Source organism: Panacibacter microcysteis, assembly GCF_015831355.1.
Classification (GTDB): domain Bacteria; phylum Bacteroidota; class Bacteroidia; order Chitinophagales; family Chitinophagaceae; genus Panacibacter; species Panacibacter microcysteis.
Map to the genome: position 1 here is coordinate 1,220,907 of NZ_JADWYR010000002.1, position 17,972 is coordinate 1,238,878.

The following is a 17,972-nucleotide window of genomic DNA, read 5'->3' on the forward strand; positions in this document are numbered from 1 at the left end:
TTTTCATGGCATCAGCAGTTCGCGGTACGAATTCCCCGATAATTTATTGCTGCATGTTGGCAGTATAGTGCTGGTGATTATCCAGGTAAGAAGACGCAGCGTTCTTTTGCTTCCACGCATTAAACCTGAAGTACAATATAATTACGGCAAGTGCTGCAATAATAACGGTGGTAAACATGCCTGCAAAAAATGAGGCTGCATCAATGTTTGATAATTGAGAAGCTTCCATCGATCTAGCTTTTTTTAGTTATCGTAATAAACATACCAAACTTCACCAGCGGCATCGTTTGGTCGTAGGCAAACTCTGTGTAAAGTTTTGTTTTTTCATCTACCCCTGAAGTACGCATAATACGAAGGCGGCCACATGGTTGAAACTTTCCTTTTACAGGGTATGTTATTCCACCGTCTTTCGATTCTGATGAATAATCATACAACTGCTGTAAATGCGTTTCCACACCGCCCAGCAACGCAAAAGAGAACCGGTCAAATACAGGTAAATAAGTACCGGCCAACAATGCAAAAGACACCGGGTGATCATTATCAAGCGGCACCAATACACTAAGTTCTGTCAGCGGGTAAAATGCGCCTCTTTCATTGCCTACAGTAAACATGTAGCCTGCGTTAACGTTTAGCATAGCAGTAAGTTTTTTCTGCCCCCCGTTATTAAACGGAATGTACTTACCAACAGCTATCGCCGGGCTTATTGTTGCCTGTGCATTACCTCGGGAAAAAATGAACAACAGTACGGCTACAAGGATTAGGTTGATGTTAGTCATAGTCTGAGTTTCACGGATAAGCAATACTAATGACTAATAAAACATCTTAAAAGAAAATTAAAATATTAATTTTCAAATTATATAATTTAAGGTTTATGTGTATAGAATAAGGGAAATAAGTTCTACACAATCCACTAAACGTTACGGTTTACCGTAAAAACAAACGGTTCTACTTTCGTAAAACCGTTTGTTTGAAATGCAGCCTTAAATGTCTATTATTATTTTTCAAAGAAAACCAGCGTACCGCCTACCCATTCTTTGTCTTTGTTATAGCGTACGCCAATCATTTTGCCTTTACTAAGCCGTGCAAGATTTTGTGCCGGTACTGGTCTTGCTTCACCTTTTTTCCAGAAGTAAAATATTCTTATTTCAGCCTTGGCTGGTATATCAGGTGTTTCAATCACCTCTGCATACTTTACTTTTCGTTGCAGTATCCAGTTATGCGGATCGGTTACTTTTTCAATGTCTTCTTTTGTAACGTCAATCACCACGCCCTGGCCTGCAAAAGAAAACAATGGTTTTAAAACATAATTTTCAAGGTCTGCAGGCAATTGCTTTATATCACTCAGGAAGTTTGTTTTCGGCACGTATGGATGATCGATATAAGGCAGCGTAAATTTGCTGATGCGGTAAAACCAGTTAGGGTGTGGCACCCATTGTACATCCAGTTCTTCAAACAGGATTTTTCCTTTTTCCTGTATTTCCGCAGATTGCTGCTGAAGATCATCAAAGATCACTCGGTTATAAATTCTTTTCACCTGCGTCTTTACACCGTTGTTCATATAAAAGAGCTTATTGCCTTCTTTTACCAGTTCAGTTATGCAAACAATCGGTATACCCAGGTAATCCTGTGTACAGTAAAAATCAATCCGGGTTTTTTGCTTATGCGGTAATACTTCCAGCAAGATCACTTCACCGGGCTTGCAGTCTGCCACAATTATTTCTCTTAATAAAGCGAGGTAAGAATCTTTATCAAAACCGCCGAGGTAGCCATCGTAATTATCAGGAATATCAAATGCTTTTTTTGCAGTTTCTGTTATCAGTACTTCAAATGCAAAAAGTGTGGGAAAGCCCTGCATTTCGATCAGTTGCGGTTCCAGTTCACCAGCTTCATTTTCGCAAATACCAAAATCAAATGCGATAAAATCTGAATAATCATTTTCTCCGGGTACTTTTATTTCTGCCGGTATAGCATGCGCCGTAAGCGTTTTAAAATTGAATTGCGTTATTACATCCACAATACTTTCACAGGCAGCAAGCATTTTTTCCGTAAACACCTTATCAACAAATACGGGTGTTTCTGCAATGCGGAATTCAATATCACCCGGGTGCGAAGCATTCAATGCATCAAGATATGCCTGGTACTTTTCTGTAGTAAAATTTTCATTGAACCATTGCCTCATTGATGGAACCATAACCATGTTGTTTGTCAGCTAAAGTAAGAAAGAAAACTTCACAATGTTATCGTGCAAGGGAGTTTGCTATGTTTTGGCCTAATAACACGGTAAGCGGAAAACGGCCGTGCATATATTGGCTTCTAAACATGAGCTTACAGCCTGGACAAGCGCTGCTAAACAATATAAACAACAAGCCCCGCAATACCTGGCGGGGCTGAGCTTTGATGGCTATTTCTTTGCTGCCTTTTTACCGGCAGCTTTTTTTACAATCGCTTTTTTGGCAACAGCTTTTTTTGGCAGTGCCTCTTTTGCGGCAGCCTTCGCCGCTTTTTTCACCGGTTCTTTTTCCTGTGGCTGTTTGTCTTCGGTTAGGCCTTCTGCCAGCAGTTTACCGGCTTTTTTCATTTTCTTATGCAGGTGTTTTGATATCTCTTTGCCTTCCAGCATATCCGCCATCATCTTATCCAGCGCGGCTTCGATCTTATGCTTCAGTTCTTTTTTATTTCCTTTCGTTGTAGAATTTACTTTCGCCATATTTAATGATTTAGTAACCTAAAGTTAACATTGACCATGTTTTTTCAATGTTAAGTTTTTTACGTTCTATCGTACCAGTCCTGAATATTCTATGCTTACGGGCATGCAGCGCCTACACTTACACAACAGGCTTTCGGATCGTTTAATAAAAAAAGAAAGCTTTTGTGTACCCGGCTACAGTATAAAAATGTGGCTGTTGTTGCGTCGCACTCTTCAGCGGCCGGAACATTATTGGGCAATGCGAAGATGGAAGCGGAGCGTATGCAATCTTGCTTTAGCTGCTACCGGTTGGTAAATGGCGGCATAGCACAAACAGATCGCTGAAGCTGCCCATTGAACCGGAAGATAAAGTGCTTGCGACGCAACAGGCGATGCCATGAAATACAAAAGCCGGTACCTGCACAAAAATAAAATGGCTGCTAAAATCTGCATTAAATAGCATCAGGCTCCCACCCTTTCCGGTAGCTTCTGCTAAGGTATGCATTGGCTTCTTTTACATTTGTAATGCTTTGCGATGCTGCATCGTACTTCAATATCTTATTCGCCCGGAGTGAAGCTGCATAAAGGTTTACAGCTTCTGTAATATAGGTTGCTTCAGGAAAACTTCCTGCATATTGCTTACCGGTTTTGCATGCGTTTACAAACAACGGCAAGGCGGCAGACGTTTGCGATACCTGGTCGCGGCTATCGCTGTTTGTTTTAGGCGCTTCCATCTTTTTCCCGGCGATGATCTGTGGATTCTGCACATTGAACCCTGCGAGAATTTTACCGCTCTCACCAACGAACATCATGCCTTCCTGCTGCAGTTCTTTGCCTTCTGCCAGCAGCTCTTCGGGAACCGGCGGCCTCATTCCACCATCGTACCAGCAGAGGTCAACAGCGGGCCTGCTGCCATTTGCAGGATATTTAAAGCGCACCATACTCGCCATCGGAAAAGAAAAGTCGTTATTAATGCGGTAAGGTACGGGCTCATGAAAACCGCATACATGGCTGCGGTTTGGAATAACCGTTACCGGCGACGTAAGTTTAAGCGCATTGAAGACAGTCCACAGGCTGTAATGCCCCATGTCTGCCATGGCACCGCCGCCAAAGTCGTACCAGCCACGAAAAACCATATGCGTATAGTCGGGGCTGTAGTCACGCATGGCTTCGGGGCCAAGCCAAAGATCCCAATCGAAGCCTTCGGGCACAGGCGGTTTATCTTTTGGCAGATCGGGGTATTGCGGCCAGACGGGTCTGTTGGTCCAGTTGTGTATTTCTTTTAACGTACCAATGGCGCCTGCATTTATCCAGTTCATGACGGTATCCATAGAACCATTCGAATCCCACGGAATAAGATGCGTAATAACATTTGGCTTACCGGCTGCCATTTCAATCACTTTCTTTCCTTCTGTAAGCCTGTTGGAAAGCGGTTTGTGTACCAGCACATGTTTACCTCTTTTTAAAGCCGCCGTACAAAGCACACCATGCAGGTGATCGGGCGTCATTATCTTCACGGCATCCACGTCTTTTTCTTTGGCAAAAAGTTCACGAACATCGGCATAAGCTGCGCAACTTTTATAAGCGGGATCTTTCCTGGCGTTTGCATAATAGGCGTCAACGATTGCTTTGCCATTATCCCTTCCACCGGCAACAGCATTATCGCCGCCGGGGCTCCAGTTAGGGTTATTGATGGCTTTCCTTATTTCATTGCGCAGGTAATCTTTGCCCCAGTCGCGGTAGCCACGCGCTTCTTTATTGGGATCACATACGGCCACTACCTGTATTTCGGGTACTGCGAGCAATGGCAGCATTTCCCGTATTCCCTGCGTGCCCATGCCAATATATGCAAGGGTAATTTTATCGCTCGGCGCCGTGTAACCGGGGCCACCGAGCACATGCCTGGGCACAATGGTAAAACCGAGCGCGGCAGCCGAACCAAGCCCAACAAATTTGCGGCGATTAATAGCGGCTTTTACCTGCGACTTTGTAGCAGCAGCAAACATTTTTTTCATCTTGTTGCATTTATCGTTAGAGAAAGAGGTCTTTAAAATTAAGGTTTATCAGAAGTACCCGGAAAAAATACATGCTGTTTTTATAAATGGTTTGCAGGTTACTGCTTTAACTATACGTCTTTCCAAATATGTAATTGGTCGAAAAAATTTACCCGCACTTTTTGTGCAGCTTACTTTAGGGCAATAAGTATTCAACATGAAAAAAAGATCCGTTTTTATAAGCATTGCTGTACTAATAACCTGCTGCGGCGCAAAGGCACAGGCAAAACACATAACTGTTCCCATGCAACCTGCAGCGTGGCAATTCGATTCTTCCAAAACTGAGTTTGTGTTATACAAATCAGTGCGTTGTGTAAAAGGCCGGAACAATGCTTTTTACCAGGTTTTTCTCAAAGACCAGGTATTTACAGCCGGCACCATAGAATTCGATGTGGAATTGTCCGGCATGGGGTTTCCCGGCATTAACTTTCGTATGTCGGCTGACAATAAAAACGGCGAGCATTTTTATATCAGGTCTTTTGGCCCGGTAAGCAGTGCAACAAGAACAACCCTTCAATATGCCGAGATAAAAGACGGTGTAAGTATGTGGGATCTTGCTGATGAATACCAGGCCGGCGCAGTCATACATCAGGATAGCTGGAACCATGTAAAGCTGGTAATATCCGGTAAACAAATGAAGGCTTATGTGAACGACATGCATAAACCAGCGCTTGTTGTACCAGAGCTGGAAAGCAGCCAACGATCTGGCGGCATCTCCTTATCAGGAAATGTGATCTTTGCCAACCTTGTTATAAAACCGGGAGTTGTTGAATCGCTTGACTCTTCGGCAGCATTAAACGTTATTGCCAACGACACACGCTACCTGAGGAAATGGGAAGTTGCACCGGCGATCGGGTTCCCTTTTGGCAAAGAAATCATCATCAGTCTCCCCAGCATGTACGGCACCCTCACTAAAGCTGATTTGCCGGACAGTTCTGCGAAATGGCAACCTCTTATTGCCAACAACAGGGGTATTGTAAACGTATATAATTTGTTTGGCGCAACAGAAAATGATGCACGCAGGTTAACCTGGCTGCGCACCACCATTATAGCAGATAAAGAACAGGAACGAACAATACAACTTGGTTTTAGTGATGAAGCATGGGTATTCATCAACGGGCAAATAGTGTATGCAGGCAAAAATTACTTTGGTACACCACAGGCGAAAAATGATGGCAGGTGCACCATAGAAAACGCAAACTTTACATTGCCATTAAAACAAGGCAAAAACGAAATAATGATCGCGCTGGCAAACTACTTTTATGGTTGGGGAATTATTGCAAGGCTGGATGATACAGCAGGCTTATCGCTGAGTGAATAAGCGTTACTTGCGGCATAAATAAATCAGTTCATTTTCTTTAAGACCGTACTTAAACCGTGTGTTGTGATCGTATTGATAATACCATTGTATTACCTCCACAACAAAGCCTGCAGCCTGTAAACGGTCAACATAATCTTTGCCATACACCCTTACATGGTCTGGCTGGTTAAAAAGCTCCGTACGTTTTACAGGGTCGTGTATAGTTGGGTCTTCAAAGGTTTTTGTGCGGTTAGGATCAACGGGAACATTAATGATTGCCCAGCCGCCTGGCTTAAGCACACGATACATTTCCTGCATTGCTTTGGCATCATCCGGCACATGTTCCAGCACATGGCTGCAGATAATGATATCAAAATTATCTGCATCAAATTGAAGGTCGGTAAGATCCATGGCAATGGTGGCCGGTGCATAATCGTATGCATCAGGCTCAAGGTCTATGGCCACATATTCAATATCTTTTCGCGATTGAAAATAGATACTGAATATTTTTTCAGGCGCTACGTGTAATAACCGGTTGTGTGCTTTAAATAAACCTGGATTGTCTTTAAAGTACAACGACAATGCCCTGTGCCTTTCCAGCGAACCGCATTTTAAACATGCCGCATTGGGCCGTTTCTGAATACCTGCAGGCAAAAATGTTACAAACGTAGCACCGCAACAGGGGCATTCAACATTTTTGCCACGCATGGCAATACGCAACATTTTTTTCTGTAAGATTTTTGGATGCAGTGCTCTTTTGATTGACGAAAACATGATGCGGGGTTTATGTATTACCGAAAGCTCTAAATTAAGTAAATACAGCAACTCAAACGCCCGCCCTGATCTATTTATTGGCATGCGCCGGTAAAGTATTTTACTGTTTTATCTTTCTTTTCGCAGCGCACGTTACATTGGTTGTTCGATGAGGTATGAGCCAGGCTGCATTACTGCTATGATGCATCGTTGCGTCGGCGATGATATATTACTTTAACCACGTAAAATAATTAAAGAAGGTAGTTAGCCCCGTTGACGTAATGGATTTGTGCACAATACCCATTAAATAGGGGCTCTACTAAATATTATTTCTATGCATAAAATAATTGACTAAATTAAGAATTGTTAATTCGAGTATATTAAATTCATCCTGAGTAAATTGTATTCGTTCTTCTTTGTCTTTAAATTTTAAAAAACCAACTGAATCAGTTTCTAAATAGGCTTCATATCTCGTGTCAGGAATGCAATGCGCAAAAACATTTCTCTGCTCAATAACCCATGTCAAATCTTTATTCATCAAAACAGAGCCTTTTTTAGATTCAACCTCTCTTACTGGTTTATAATTCTTATACCACCAATTATCGTGATGTTGAGCAATGTAATGGAATATTTGTCTTTTACTTTCCATTGTCATTCTATTATCTCCAAATATTAGTAATTGCATCTCACTAATTTTAACCTCGTTATTATCAGTTAAATAGTGTGCAATGTATGTATCTAATGCTTTTTCCAAATGAGACATTTGATGTATTACAACGCCTCTATATTTCAATGTAGTTTGAACTATGCGATTATATTGCCTGTCAGCCATAAAAAAATATTTGTTTAAAGTTTGTAACTTTCAACTTTAGTATGTAATTTTATATTATGAAAGTTGATATTGCTAATTTGATGACAATAAAAAATTACGCTTTAAGAGAAAGTGTAACTCCGTCATACATTTACAAGTTAATAAAAGAAGGCAAAATGTCTGCATTCATTATTGATGGAATACAGTTTATAGAATTGAATAGATTTCCTTCTATACCTGTTGTTAATCGTAGATAAATATATTTTTTTACCTAAATAGTTGAAAGTTATAAACTTTAAACAATGAAATACTTTAAGAACATAATCGAGTTTACAAATTTCTTTAATAGCGATGAAGTATGCAGAAAGTTTTTAGAAGATGGACGTTGGCCTAATGGTGTTGTATGTCCTTTCTGTCAATCAACTAATGTTTGCAGATTCAGCGATAATAAGCGTTTTAAATGCAGAGAAAAAACATGTAGAAAGATATTTAGTGTTACTGTTGGCAGTATTTATGAGAATAGTAAAGTGCCTTTACAAAAATGGTTTCTCGCTATGTATTTAATAGGTAACCATAAGAAAGGTATAAGCTCACATCAACTTGCTAGAGACTTAGGAATAACACAAAAAAGTGCATGGTTTGTATTACACAGAATACGTGAAATGTACGTAGATAAGTCTGAGGAAAAATCTTCAAATATGGTGCAAATTGATGAAACTTACGTTGGCGGCAAAATGAAGAATAAGCATAAATCCATAAGGGGAAAGGCTCATGCTGAGAATAGAAGTCACATAGACAACAAAACTCCTGTTGTAGCTCTTTTGGAACAAGATAGTAAGGTTAAAGTCCAAGTTTGGGATAGTTCAAAACAGACTTTAAAAGATATGGTACGTGCGCATGTTGATAAGAATACAGTTGTAGTTACTGATAGCTTTATTGCTTACCGTGGCTTAGACAAAGAATATCTGCAACATGAAGTAGTTAACCACAATTTAGATGAATACGTCAACGCAAGTTGATTTCATACAAATAGCGTAGAAGGTTTTTTTAGCCACCTTAAACGCTCTATCTATGGAATATATCACCAAGTATCTGTAAAACATTTAAGCAGGTATTGTATTGAGACTGCATACAGGTATAATACACGTAAGATAAAAGACGTAGATAGATTTCAGGTAAGTATAAAGAAGTGTGAAGGGAGATTGAAATACAAACAACTTATTGGTAAAGTTGACTAAGAAGCTTGCTATTGTCAAGTTTAGTACGTACTTTACATATAATAACAATCCCGTACACAACACTTACGCCTAATGAGAGACCCTTATGAGAGGCTGTGTGCACAGGGTTAACAGTACATATATTGATACTGTTCTTGTTATTGTCGCCTGCGAAACGACAATTTGTTCTTAAGAAATTTGTTTATCTCATTTAAGCGTATTACCTTGCATATACGCAAAAAGAGAGGGGAGCGGGGTACGATCCCGCGGTTCAGGAGTACCAGTCCTGTGCCTTAACCAACTTGGCCATCCCCTCAGTATTTTGTTATCCATGTCTACTAAAAAAATTGCCGCCTCTGAACCAGGCGGTTTTTTATTAGAAAGGTAAGTCTAATTCTTCTTCACTTTCAGGTTCTTTTACTACCTTTTCTAATAAACCGTATTTATACTCGCCGTTAATGTTTTCTCTATAAAATATCTCGTTTTTTTGTAGTTTTTGATATAATGTTGCTCCGATGTTTTTATGTAATGGGTCGATTACGCTTTCGTTTTTCTCGTCAAACCAATTTTCAATCTCAAATATCCTTTCTGCCAGTTCCCGCGTAGTTAGTAATGTTGAAGAGTTATTTAATATGTACTCACATTTTTTAAAGAGCGGCCACTTATCGCTATACTCATTTTCTTTAGGACTAATTTTAACATAATCACTTATAGTCTTTCCTGTACCTGCGTATTTTAGTTGCTTATTGATGTCATATATGAGCGTTCTGTACTGCTCGATTTCACTTGAAGTTTCTTCCAACTGTTTGTTCAAATCGTTAACTTTATCTTGCAGATTTGCGATTTCGGTTTCATATAATTTAATGTGAAGCCGAGCTTGCTTGTCTGATTTTAAATCAATATGGATAGAAATATTTTCCATTCATCAAATATAGATGAAATAATCCTAATGGCGACAAAAAATTTAGTCTAACGTTATCCATAGAATTAGACCGATTGTGAATAATAAGATTTGGATTAGTCAAAATATTTAATTACGTCAAAGAAAATTAAGGCCAATGCAACGCAAGAGAAAAAAATAAAGCTCAACACCTCATTTGAAGAACTATTCAATATGAGTACTTCTTATGTACCAAAAGATAGTACTGTAAATAAAAAAGCTAAAACAGAACAGGTTTTAAAAAAGAAAAATAAAAATTGATATTATGGGTGTGCTGAAAAATGAAATGATGGAAAATGAGGAGATTAAACGAGATGCCCTACTAGCAAAAGTATTAGGGATAAGCTATGGCCAGTTAGTACAAACTGATTGGGATTTTGAAGAAGATGAAGTCAACTTAGATGTTCAATTTTCAAAAAATTCACCAACAGAAATACTCAGACAAATTAAGGGAATAAGTAGTCGAAGAAGAGTTTCTATAGGATTGAATGCATTAGAGAACACCGCATATTTATACAAAGAATATGCTCAACAACTAGGTATACTTTATAATGAAATTCTCATGTTTGATACATGGGAAATTGATATAGAAAATGACGACGAGTTTATATTTATTCAATTTGAAGAAGATACGGAAAATTATGAGTTGCTCTCTAAGATAAAACCATTTATAGATCAATCAAAGCCCAATTATACAGTAAAAGTTAGACGCGTGGACTAGCGTGGTTAAAGATGTATATCATTGCCGTTGCGTCGCACACTTCAGGGTTCGGTACGCTGGCAGGCATGTGCTACTATACAACACTTACTACGAGCCGGTTCCTGTGCAGGTTGTAAAAACTAAAATGACTGACCCGCAGTTTCATGCAGGCTAAGCAATGCATCAGATATATGATCAATAATGTCAGAAGCCAGCATTGATTCCTGCGCCATGGTTTGTGCCGCAATATCTGCTGCCAGCCCATGCAGGTAAACACCTGCAATGGCAGCCTGTAAAGGCTCGTAGCCCTGTGCGAGTAATGCAGTCAGCATGCCCGTCAACACATCCCCGCTGCCACCTTTTGCCATACCGGCGTTGCCGGTTGTATTGAACCATGCATTACCATTTGCAGCTACCAGCGTATAATGACCTTTCAATACAATGATCAGCGGGTATTGCTTAGAGAGTGTAATGGTTTTTTGCAAACGGTCAAAATCATTGTCACTTTTACCAAAAAGCCTTTCAAATTCTTTGGGATGCGGTGTTACAATTGTTTGTGCCGGCATTTTTTCCAGCCATGTTTTATTGGCCGAAACAATATTCAGCGCATCCGCATCTATAACCATTGGCGCTGTAAACTGCTCCAGTGTTTTTGATACCAGGGAACCGCTTTCAGCACCTGTACCTATGCCGGGGCCTATGCCAATTGTTTTATATGTTGCCGTATCAACAACTTCATGTTGCGACAGGCACATAGCTTCGGGCAGTGCACTGTGTACCGCGCTGAAGTAATCTTCGTGTGTGCAAAGTGTAACCAGGCCGGCGCCTGTTTTTAAAGCAGCTTTTGCACAAAGGATTGCAGCACCCATTTTGCCTTTGTTACCTGCAACAAGCATTGCATGCCCGTATGTTCCTTTATGTGCGAAGGATGTTCTCGGCTTCATGATCGCAGCAACATCTTCCCGGTTACTGAAACGCGGTGCCTCAACCGTATGGAGAAAAGCGGGTAACAAGCCAATATCCAGCACATGAACCAACCCTGTCAATGCTTCATTTTCTGCTACGATAAAGCATTGTTTCAACGCCTGGAAAGTGAGTGTATGGGTGGCTTTAATTACAGCGGCACCTTTCGAACTTTTATCTATAAACATACCACTCGGCACATCAATGGCTACTACGCTGGCACCGGAGTCGTTGATATGGTAAACAAGAGCGGCACTCAGATCCTGCAAGGGCCGGTTTAGCCCGCTGCCAAACAATGCATCTATAACAAGATGATCTTCTTTATCAATAAACGGAAAGAACTCCCCGGACTGAATATAATGTACCTGCACATTGGCCTGGTGCAACCGGTGCAGGTTTATTTGAAAATCATCTGTACCCCGTGCTCCAAACTCCAGTATATACACCACAGCGGTTAAACCTGCATCGGTCAGTTGTCTTGCTATAGCAAGACCATCTCCCCCATTATTGCCTTTACCACAAAAGATCACCACCTGTTGTTGCGGGAAATTTTGTCCGATAATAAAATCAGTACAACGTTTTGCGGCACGCTCCATCAGGTCTATAGAGGCTATTGGTTCGTTGGCTACAGTATAGGCATCCCAATCATGTATCTGTTGCGGCGATAGTAGTTTCATAGCAGCGCTAAAATTACTGCTTGCTTTTAAAATGCATGTTGCCTTTTTACAAACAACTTTTTTTACAGGGTAACAGTAGCTTATACATAAACATTGACAGGTATGGATAAAACATAAGCTGCCGGAACCGGAACTGCCGAAACATGCAATGCCGTACAAGAGTGCGACGCAACGAAAGCCTCATGCATATACTGTAGCATGGCCCACAATAAAACCATGTTAATTACTGTTTGAAATAAGCTTTTATACACACAACTTTGTATTTAACTTAGTATAACAGTTAACCACCACATCATGGATAACCAGGAACTGAAAGGATTTTTACAGCAACATAATATTGACAAAATAAAATTTGCTTTTGCAGACATCGATGGCATATTGCGTGGCAAAGTAATCAGCAAGCAAAAACTGCTCGACACACTGGATAGCGGTATTGGTTTTTGCGATGTGGTATTTGGATGGGACAGCAACGACCACGCCTACGATAATGTACAACTTACGGGCTGGCACTCCGGCTACCCGGACAGACCCGTGCGTATAGACCTTTCAACAATGCGCAGTATTCCCTGGCAGGATGATATACCTTTTTTCCTGGCAGACTTTAGTGGCAAACCTGGCCATGATCTGCCATCCTGCAGCAGGAGTTTATTGAAGCGTGTGGTAAAGCAGTGTGCAGACATGGGCTACCATGCTTCTTTTGCACAGGAATTTGAGTGGTTTAATTTTAAAGAGACACCGCAAACCCTGCAACAAAAACAGTTTACCAAAATAGAACCGCTTACACCGGGTATGTTTGGTTATTCTATTTTGCGTACATCTATGCAAAATGATTATTACTACGACCTGTTTAATTTGCTTACACAATTTGATATTCCAATAGAAGGCATACACACAGAAACAGGCCCGGGTGTTTATGAAGCGGCTATTGCACATGATGAAACACTGAAGGCTGCAGACAAGGCGGTATTGTTTAAAACAGCGGTAAAAGAAATTGCTTACAAACACGGCATTATGGCTTCTTTTATGGCCAAATGGAACGAGGATTTACCGGGTTGCAGCGGCCACATACACCAAAGCCTCTGGAATAAAGACAACACACAAAACCTTTTTTACGATGCCGCTGAAAGCAACAACATGAGCGATCTGATGAAGCACTACATTGCAGGGCAGTTGTACTGCATGCCGCACATAACGCCAATGTATGCACCAACCATTAACAGCTATAAACGGCTGGTAGAAGGCGCCTGGGCACCCACTACTATTACATGGGGCATCGATAACCGCACAACAGCTATACGTGTATTGCACCCCACGGAAAAATACACGAGGGTTGAAACAAGGGTGCCCGGTGCTGACAGTAATCCTTACCTGGCCATTGCAGCGGCCCTTGCATCAGGCCTGTATGGCATACAACATAAACTGCCGCTTGATATACCTGCTACGGTTGGCAACGGCTACCAGGATAAAGCGAACGGCGTATTACCCGCCACTTTGTTGGAAGCAGCAACACAAATGCAGCAATCAACACTGGCAAAAGAATTGTTTGGCGATGCGTTTGTTGATCATTTTACGCAAACACGCTTATGGGAATGGCGGCAGTTTGGCAAACATGTTACTGACTGGGAACTCAAACGTTACTTCGAAATAATATAGACTGTTGGAAATTTATAAAGACATACCCGCATTTTATGCAAAGGACAGGAAAACCTGGCGCAGATGGTTGCAAAAAAACCACGCCACTGAAACACGGGTATGGCTGATCATTTATAAAAAAGACAGCCCCACGCCATCAGTCAATTATGCAGAAGCCGTGGAAGAAGGGCTTTGCTTTGGCTGGATAGACAGCAAACCAAACAAACGTGATGAGGACAGTTTTTATCTTTCATTTACCAGGCGCAAACCCAAAAGCGTTTGGAGCAAGATCAACAAAGAAAGAATAGAACGCTTGTCTGCAGCGGGTTTATTGGCACCGGCAGGTATTGCAGCAATTGAAAAAGCCAAAGAAAACGGCTCCTGGAATACACTGGATGTAATAGACAACCTGGTAATTCCTGATGATCTTGCAAAAGCGCTCAGCAAAAACAAACAGGCAAAACAACACTTTGATCAGTTCAGCATTTCTTCGCAGAAGATCATTCTTACCTGGATCTATAGCGCCAAACGGCCGGAAACACGCCAGGCCCGCATTGCAACAACTATAGAACTTGCAGCACAAAACATAAAAGCTAATCAATAAGCATAAAAAAACTCCGGTACAGCGCCGGAGCTTTTTTTATGAGGGTAAAGGTTTTAGTACCAAACAACAGAACTTTGCCCGTCAATATTGAAATCTTCAGACATGATCAGTTCGCCGGTTGCACTATTGTACAACTTCACCCAATCAATATAGCCGGAGCCTTTGAAAGACACAGACAACTCTTTGAGCCTGCCTAAAAGTGGCTGCCCGGCATACGGCAACCCTCTCAGGTACTGGTCGTCGCGGTATGCCACCACACCATTGTTAAATGTTTGAATGATAAGTGTTCCCCAGTCTTCAAACAGGTATTGCAGTTGCGTTACATTATCAATGCGGTTACTGCCGATCTGCATGATAGCATAATCATGCGCATCGCTTCGTATACTGTCCGGCGTTACATTATTGATCAGTGCACTGTCTGTTTCACCAATAATTTTCAGCCCGATATCTCTCCCGTGAAAAGGAATATACTGAGATGAATTAGAAGGATTTTTTACATGCGCTTCAAACGTTATACTGTCTGCGTTAATGTTTCTTGATGCAGGAACCCTTAGACGGAAAACAGTGGAGTAATAATTGGACGGGTATATCGCGACTGTGTCTGTATATAGCCTTGCATACCCATTGGCCACAAAAAAATGATCGGCAAAACGCCGCGATCTCGGGTAGCCGCGAAATGCAATGTAATCTGCCCACCATCTATCACCGGTAACGGCCTCAGATGCAGCAACACTGGCAACAACCGCTTCTCGTGGCGGGGCTGCTTCTTTTTTACAGGCAATAAATGTGGTAACAAAACATAAGGCTGCTAATAGTGTGCGGAAATTTTTCATGACAAGCATTTAGGTTGGTAATCGTTGAGCACAACAAATTACGAAATCATTTTGCGTATCCGTCATATGCAAAATAATATTATATCGGCAGCATTCATTCAGTCAAAAAAATTGTAGGCATGACTATGACCGCCAATAACGGGCAGAAAAAAAGTTTGGAAACCAACTGAGGTTTTCATGGCATCGCCTGTTGTGTCACTCACTTCAGGGTTCCGGTGTTATAGCAGCTGCAGCGATCAGCGTATCAAAACTGTCAAGGTCTTGTGCAGCATAAAGTAAAGGCTATAACGTTACATTCTTTCAGGCACCTCTATGCCCAGCAGTTGCATCGCTGATTTGATGGTATGCGCAGTTAATTGCGCCAGTTGCAGACGCAACATTTTTTTGTCAGCCGTTTCAGCATTTGAGATAGAATGTTCGGTATAAAAAGAATTGAATATTTTAGCCAGGTTAAACACATAAATGGCAAGTTTGGAAGGGTCATGTTCTGTGGCACACTCATCAATTACTCCGGCAAATTGTTCAAGCTGGTTGATGACAGCTTTTTCCAAAGGCAATAATGATTCATTGTTTCCTGATACATTGTATTCAGTGTTTCCAACCTTTCTCAAAATACTTTTGATCCTGGCATAAGTGTATTGCACAAACGGGCCCGTAAACCCATGAAAGTCTATACTCTCTTCAGGATTAAAGATCATTTTCTTTTTAGGATCTACACGCAGTAAAAAGAACTTCAATGCACCAAGACCAATCGTATTATAGAGTGCGGCAAGTTCCGTTTCTGTAAAGTCTTTTACTTTTCCCAGCTCTTCTGTTTTTTGCCGCGCAATGCTGATCATTTCGTTAACGATATCATCTGCATCTACAACAGTACCTTCCCGGCTTTTCATTTTACCGGTAGGTAATTCTACCATGCCATAACTCAAATGGTAAATGCCATCTGCAGAAGGCAAACCAAGCTTTTGGGCAATCAGTTTCAATACCTTGAAATGATAATTCTGCTCATCTCCTACTACATATATGCTTTGGTCGCAGCCGTATTCTTCGTACTTATTTACAACAAGACCGATATCCTGTGTTATATAAACCGATGTGCCGTCTTTACGGCGAACAATTTTTTCATCCAATCCGTCTGCCGTAAGATCTATCCATACACTGCCGTCAGCCCTTTGTGTAAATACACCCTTAGCAAGACCATCTTCCACAAGATCTTTACCAAGCAAATAAGTCTGGCTTTCGTAATATATTTTATCGAAGTTGCTGCCAATTCGTTTGTATGTTTCATCAAAACCGGCGTATACCCATTCATTCATCGTTTTCCAAAGTTCAACCACAGCAGGGTTTCCGGCTTCCCAGTCAACCAGCATTTGCTGTGCAGCTTTCATTATGGGTGCTTCTTTTTCTGCCGCTTCTTTTGATAGTCCGCCGGCCATAAGCGCTGCCACTTCTTTTTTATACTCTTCATTAAACTTCACGTAGTAATCGCCAACAAAATGATCACCTTTAACGCCTTCACTTTGTGGCGTGGCCCCATTTGCAAAAAGCTGCCAGGCAATCATGCTTTTGCATATGTGAATACCGCGGTCGTTTACAATGCAGGTTTTTACAATATCGTACCCGCCGGCATTGAGTATTGCGGCCGTGCTCCAGCCGAGGAAATTGTTTCTTAAATGACCAAGATGAAGTGGCTTATTGGTGTTGGGTGAAGAGTATTCCACCATTACCTTTTTACCATTTCTGGCACTTTCTCCCGGGTGTTCATTGCTGTAATTGTTAGTGAGAAATTGCAGCCAATATTGATCAGCCACAACAAGATTCAGAAAACCTTTGATGACGTTAAAAGAACCAAACAGGTTTGCATGGTGTTGAGTAAGGTAAGTGCCCAGTTCATTGCCGGCTACATCCGGTGCTTTGCGCAGTTGTTTTATCAAAGAAAATATTACAATAGTATAATCACCTTCAAACTCCGGCTTTGTGGCATTTACAGTAATATCTTTTGCAGCAATCTCCACATTATACAATGCTTTAATTGCTTCAGACGCAGCTTCTTTTATCTTTATTACAATACTCATTCCTGTGATTTGGGTGGCAAAAATAAGAAAGCGCCACAAGATTAATACAATAAGCCGTGTGCTGCTGTTGATGCACGGGTCTAAAAAAATCAAATTGGTTTAACAATGCGTAATATCCTTATACTTTACCTTCGCCGCCACTATGCTTAAGCTGCATTATTGGGTGAGGAATACAATTTTAAATGTGGTGGATTTTTTTTATCCGCCATTCAAAAACTTTATTCCGTTACAAACCTTTCGCTATGCAGCGTGTGGCGGTGGCAACACTGCGCTGGGCATTTTGCTGTACTATATCGGTTTCCATTACATATATCCCCAACCGGTGGTACACCTGCCTTTTATTGCATTTTCAAACTATATAGCTGCGGAATATCTTTTTGCAATACTGTTTACTTTTCCTATTGGGTTTTACCTGAGCCGGTATGTTGTTTTCCCCGAATCTGGTATGCGCAAAAGGGTGCAGTTGTTCCGGTACTTTTTGGTGGTGGCAGGAACAATGTTGCTGAATTACTTTTTACTCAAGCTGTTTATCGAATACTTCGGGTGGTACCCTACTCCATCTAAAATGTTTACGGCAATATTTGTCATCACCTTCAGTTATCTCTCCAGCCGTTATTTTTCTTTCCGTGAAACGAAATGAGGTAGCAGAACAGGTCTAAGTCGAAAAAAAGGAGGAGCGTTGTTTACTTTTTTTGAAACCTTTGTAACATTGAGAATTGACAACGGGTTT

General features: G+C 41.1%; 16 protein-coding genes, 1 tRNA gene and 1 pseudogene. 6 read left to right on the forward strand and 12 right to left on the reverse strand.

Going from position 1 to position 17,972, the window contains the following annotated elements:
• Positions 1-43: 43 nt before the first annotated feature.
• From I5907_RS16920 to I5907_RS16940, 5 genes are all read right to left on the reverse strand, one after another.
• Complete coding sequence (locus tag I5907_RS16920; RefSeq protein WP_196991983.1) at positions 44-229, reverse strand: hypothetical protein; 186 nt, start codon at positions 227-229, stop codon at positions 44-46.
• Positions 230-233: 4 nt separating this feature from the next.
• A complete protein-coding gene (locus tag I5907_RS16925) occupies positions 234-776 on the reverse strand; it encodes a hypothetical protein (RefSeq protein WP_196991984.1) in 543 nt (180 codons plus the stop codon).
• A gap of 218 nt (positions 777-994) precedes the next feature.
• Complete coding sequence (locus tag I5907_RS16930; RefSeq protein WP_196991985.1) at positions 995-2,191, reverse strand: hypothetical protein; 1,197 nt, start codon at positions 2,189-2,191, stop codon at positions 995-997.
• Positions 2,192-2,401: 210 nt separating this feature from the next.
• Entirely contained in the window at positions 2,402-2,707 is a 306-nt protein-coding gene (locus I5907_RS16935) for a hypothetical protein (RefSeq protein WP_196991986.1), read from the reverse strand.
• A gap of 431 nt (positions 2,708-3,138) precedes the next feature.
• Positions 3,139-4,701, reverse strand: coding sequence for a Gfo/Idh/MocA family protein (locus I5907_RS16940; RefSeq protein WP_196991987.1), 1,563 nt, complete (start codon positions 4,699-4,701; stop codon positions 3,139-3,141).
• Positions 4,702-4,897: 196 nt separating this feature from the next.
• On the opposite strand from I5907_RS16940, the gene I5907_RS16945 reads away from it, so the two are divergent.
• On the forward strand, positions 4,898-6,061 hold the full coding sequence (locus I5907_RS16945; RefSeq protein WP_196991988.1) for a hypothetical protein: 1,164 nt from the start codon (positions 4,898-4,900) through the stop codon (positions 6,059-6,061).
• Positions 6,062-6,064: 3 nt separating this feature from the next.
• Here I5907_RS16945 and I5907_RS16950 read toward each other — a convergent pair whose 3' ends face one another.
• Positions 6,065-6,814 carry a methyltransferase domain-containing protein gene (locus I5907_RS16950; RefSeq protein ID WP_196991989.1) on the reverse strand — a complete coding sequence of 250 codons (750 nt, stop codon included), beginning with the start codon at positions 6,812-6,814 and terminating at the stop codon, positions 6,065-6,067.
• A gap of 298 nt (positions 6,815-7,112) precedes the next feature.
• Positions 7,113-7,625, reverse strand: coding sequence for a hypothetical protein (locus I5907_RS16955; protein WP_196991990.1), 513 nt, complete (start codon positions 7,623-7,625; stop codon positions 7,113-7,115).
• A 281-nt stretch (positions 7,626-7,906) separates the two neighbouring features.
• Here I5907_RS16955 and I5907_RS16960 point away from each other — a divergent pair.
• A pseudogene (locus I5907_RS16960) lies at positions 7,907-8,842 on the forward strand (IS1595 family transposase).
• A 222-nt stretch (positions 8,843-9,064) separates the two neighbouring features.
• On the opposite strand, the gene I5907_RS16970 reads toward I5907_RS16960, so the two are convergent.
• Positions 9,065-9,137 (reverse strand) — tRNA-Thr (locus tag I5907_RS16970).
• A gap of 60 nt (positions 9,138-9,197) precedes the next feature.
• Positions 9,198-9,743 carry a hypothetical protein gene (locus I5907_RS16975; RefSeq protein ID WP_196991992.1) on the reverse strand — a complete coding sequence of 182 codons (546 nt, stop codon included), beginning with the start codon at positions 9,741-9,743 and terminating at the stop codon, positions 9,198-9,200.
• A gap of 283 nt (positions 9,744-10,026) precedes the next feature.
• Here I5907_RS16975 and I5907_RS16980 point away from each other — a divergent pair, with 283 nt between their 5' ends.
• Positions 10,027-10,482 (forward strand): hypothetical protein, encoded by a 456-nt coding sequence (locus I5907_RS16980; RefSeq protein WP_196991993.1) that lies wholly within the window; start codon positions 10,027-10,029, stop codon positions 10,480-10,482.
• A 119-nt stretch (positions 10,483-10,601) separates the two neighbouring features.
• Here the strand turns inward: I5907_RS16980 and I5907_RS16985 are convergent, their stop codons facing one another.
• On the reverse strand, positions 10,602-12,101 hold the full coding sequence (locus tag I5907_RS16985; protein WP_196991994.1) for an NAD(P)H-hydrate dehydratase: 1,500 nt from the start codon (positions 12,099-12,101) through the stop codon (positions 10,602-10,604).
• Positions 12,102-12,395: 294 nt separating this feature from the next.
• Between I5907_RS16985 and I5907_RS16990 the strand changes: the two genes are divergently transcribed.
• Both I5907_RS16990 and I5907_RS16995 read left to right on the forward strand, forming a co-directional pair.
• Positions 12,396-13,754, forward strand: coding sequence for a glutamine synthetase family protein (locus I5907_RS16990; protein WP_196991995.1), 1,359 nt, complete (start codon positions 12,396-12,398; stop codon positions 13,752-13,754).
• Positions 13,755-13,758: 4 nt separating this feature from the next.
• Complete coding sequence (locus I5907_RS16995) at positions 13,759-14,337, forward strand: YdeI/OmpD-associated family protein (protein WP_196991996.1); 579 nt, start codon at positions 13,759-13,761, stop codon at positions 14,335-14,337.
• Positions 14,338-14,390: 53 nt separating this feature from the next.
• Here I5907_RS16995 and I5907_RS17000 read toward each other — a convergent pair whose 3' ends face one another.
• Together I5907_RS17000 and argS are read right to left on the reverse strand one after the other, a co-directional pair.
• On the reverse strand, positions 14,391-15,170 hold the full coding sequence (locus tag I5907_RS17000; RefSeq protein ID WP_196991997.1) for a hypothetical protein: 780 nt from the start codon (positions 15,168-15,170) through the stop codon (positions 14,391-14,393).
• Between the two features lie 290 nt (positions 15,171-15,460).
• Positions 15,461-17,242, reverse strand: coding sequence for an arginine--tRNA ligase (argS, locus tag I5907_RS17005; protein WP_196991998.1), 1,782 nt, complete (start codon positions 17,240-17,242; stop codon positions 15,461-15,463).
• A gap of 142 nt (positions 17,243-17,384) precedes the next feature.
• On the opposite strand from argS, the gene I5907_RS17010 reads away from it, so the two are divergent.
• Entirely contained in the window at positions 17,385-17,882 is a 498-nt protein-coding gene (locus I5907_RS17010; protein WP_231402146.1) for a GtrA family protein, read from the forward strand.
• Positions 17,883-17,972: the final 90 nt, after the last annotated feature.

Coding starts and splice junctions, on each gene's coding strand:
- I5907_RS16920 (WP_196991983.1), bottom strand. CDS start 229: ATGGAAGCTTCTCAATTATCAAACATTGATGCAGCCTCATTTTTTGCA.
- I5907_RS16925 (WP_196991984.1), bottom strand. CDS start 776: ATGACTAACATCAACCTAATCCTTGTAGCCGTACTGTTGTTCATTTTT.
- I5907_RS16930 (WP_196991985.1), bottom strand. CDS start 2,191: ATGGTTCCATCAATGAGGCAATGGTTCAATGAAAATTTTACTACAGAA.
- I5907_RS16935 (WP_196991986.1), bottom strand. CDS start 2,707: ATGGCGAAAGTAAATTCTACAACGAAAGGAAATAAAAAAGAACTGAAG.
- I5907_RS16940 (WP_196991987.1), bottom strand. CDS start 4,701: ATGAAAAAAATGTTTGCTGCTGCTACAAAGTCGCAGGTAAAAGCCGCT.
- I5907_RS16945 (WP_196991988.1), top strand. CDS start 4,898: ATGAAAAAAAGATCCGTTTTTATAAGCATTGCTGTACTAATAACCTGC.
- I5907_RS16950 (WP_196991989.1), bottom strand. CDS start 6,814: ATGTTTTCGTCAATCAAAAGAGCACTGCATCCAAAAATCTTACAGAAA.
- I5907_RS16955 (WP_196991990.1), bottom strand. CDS start 7,625: ATGGCTGACAGGCAATATAATCGCATAGTTCAAACTACATTGAAATAT.
- I5907_RS16975 (WP_196991992.1), bottom strand. CDS start 9,743: ATGGAAAATATTTCTATCCATATTGATTTAAAATCAGACAAGCAAGCT.
- I5907_RS16980 (WP_196991993.1), top strand. CDS start 10,027: ATGGGTGTGCTGAAAAATGAAATGATGGAAAATGAGGAGATTAAACGA.
- I5907_RS16985 (WP_196991994.1), bottom strand. CDS start 12,101: ATGAAACTACTATCGCCGCAACAGATACATGATTGGGATGCCTATACT.
- I5907_RS16990 (WP_196991995.1), top strand. CDS start 12,396: ATGGATAACCAGGAACTGAAAGGATTTTTACAGCAACATAATATTGAC.
- I5907_RS17000 (WP_196991997.1), bottom strand. CDS start 15,170: ATGAAAAATTTCCGCACACTATTAGCAGCCTTATGTTTTGTTACCACA.
- argS (WP_196991998.1), bottom strand. CDS start 17,242: ATGAGTATTGTAATAAAGATAAAAGAAGCTGCGTCTGAAGCAATTAAA.
- I5907_RS17010 (WP_231402146.1), top strand. CDS start 17,385: ATGCTTAAGCTGCATTATTGGGTGAGGAATACAATTTTAAATGTGGTG.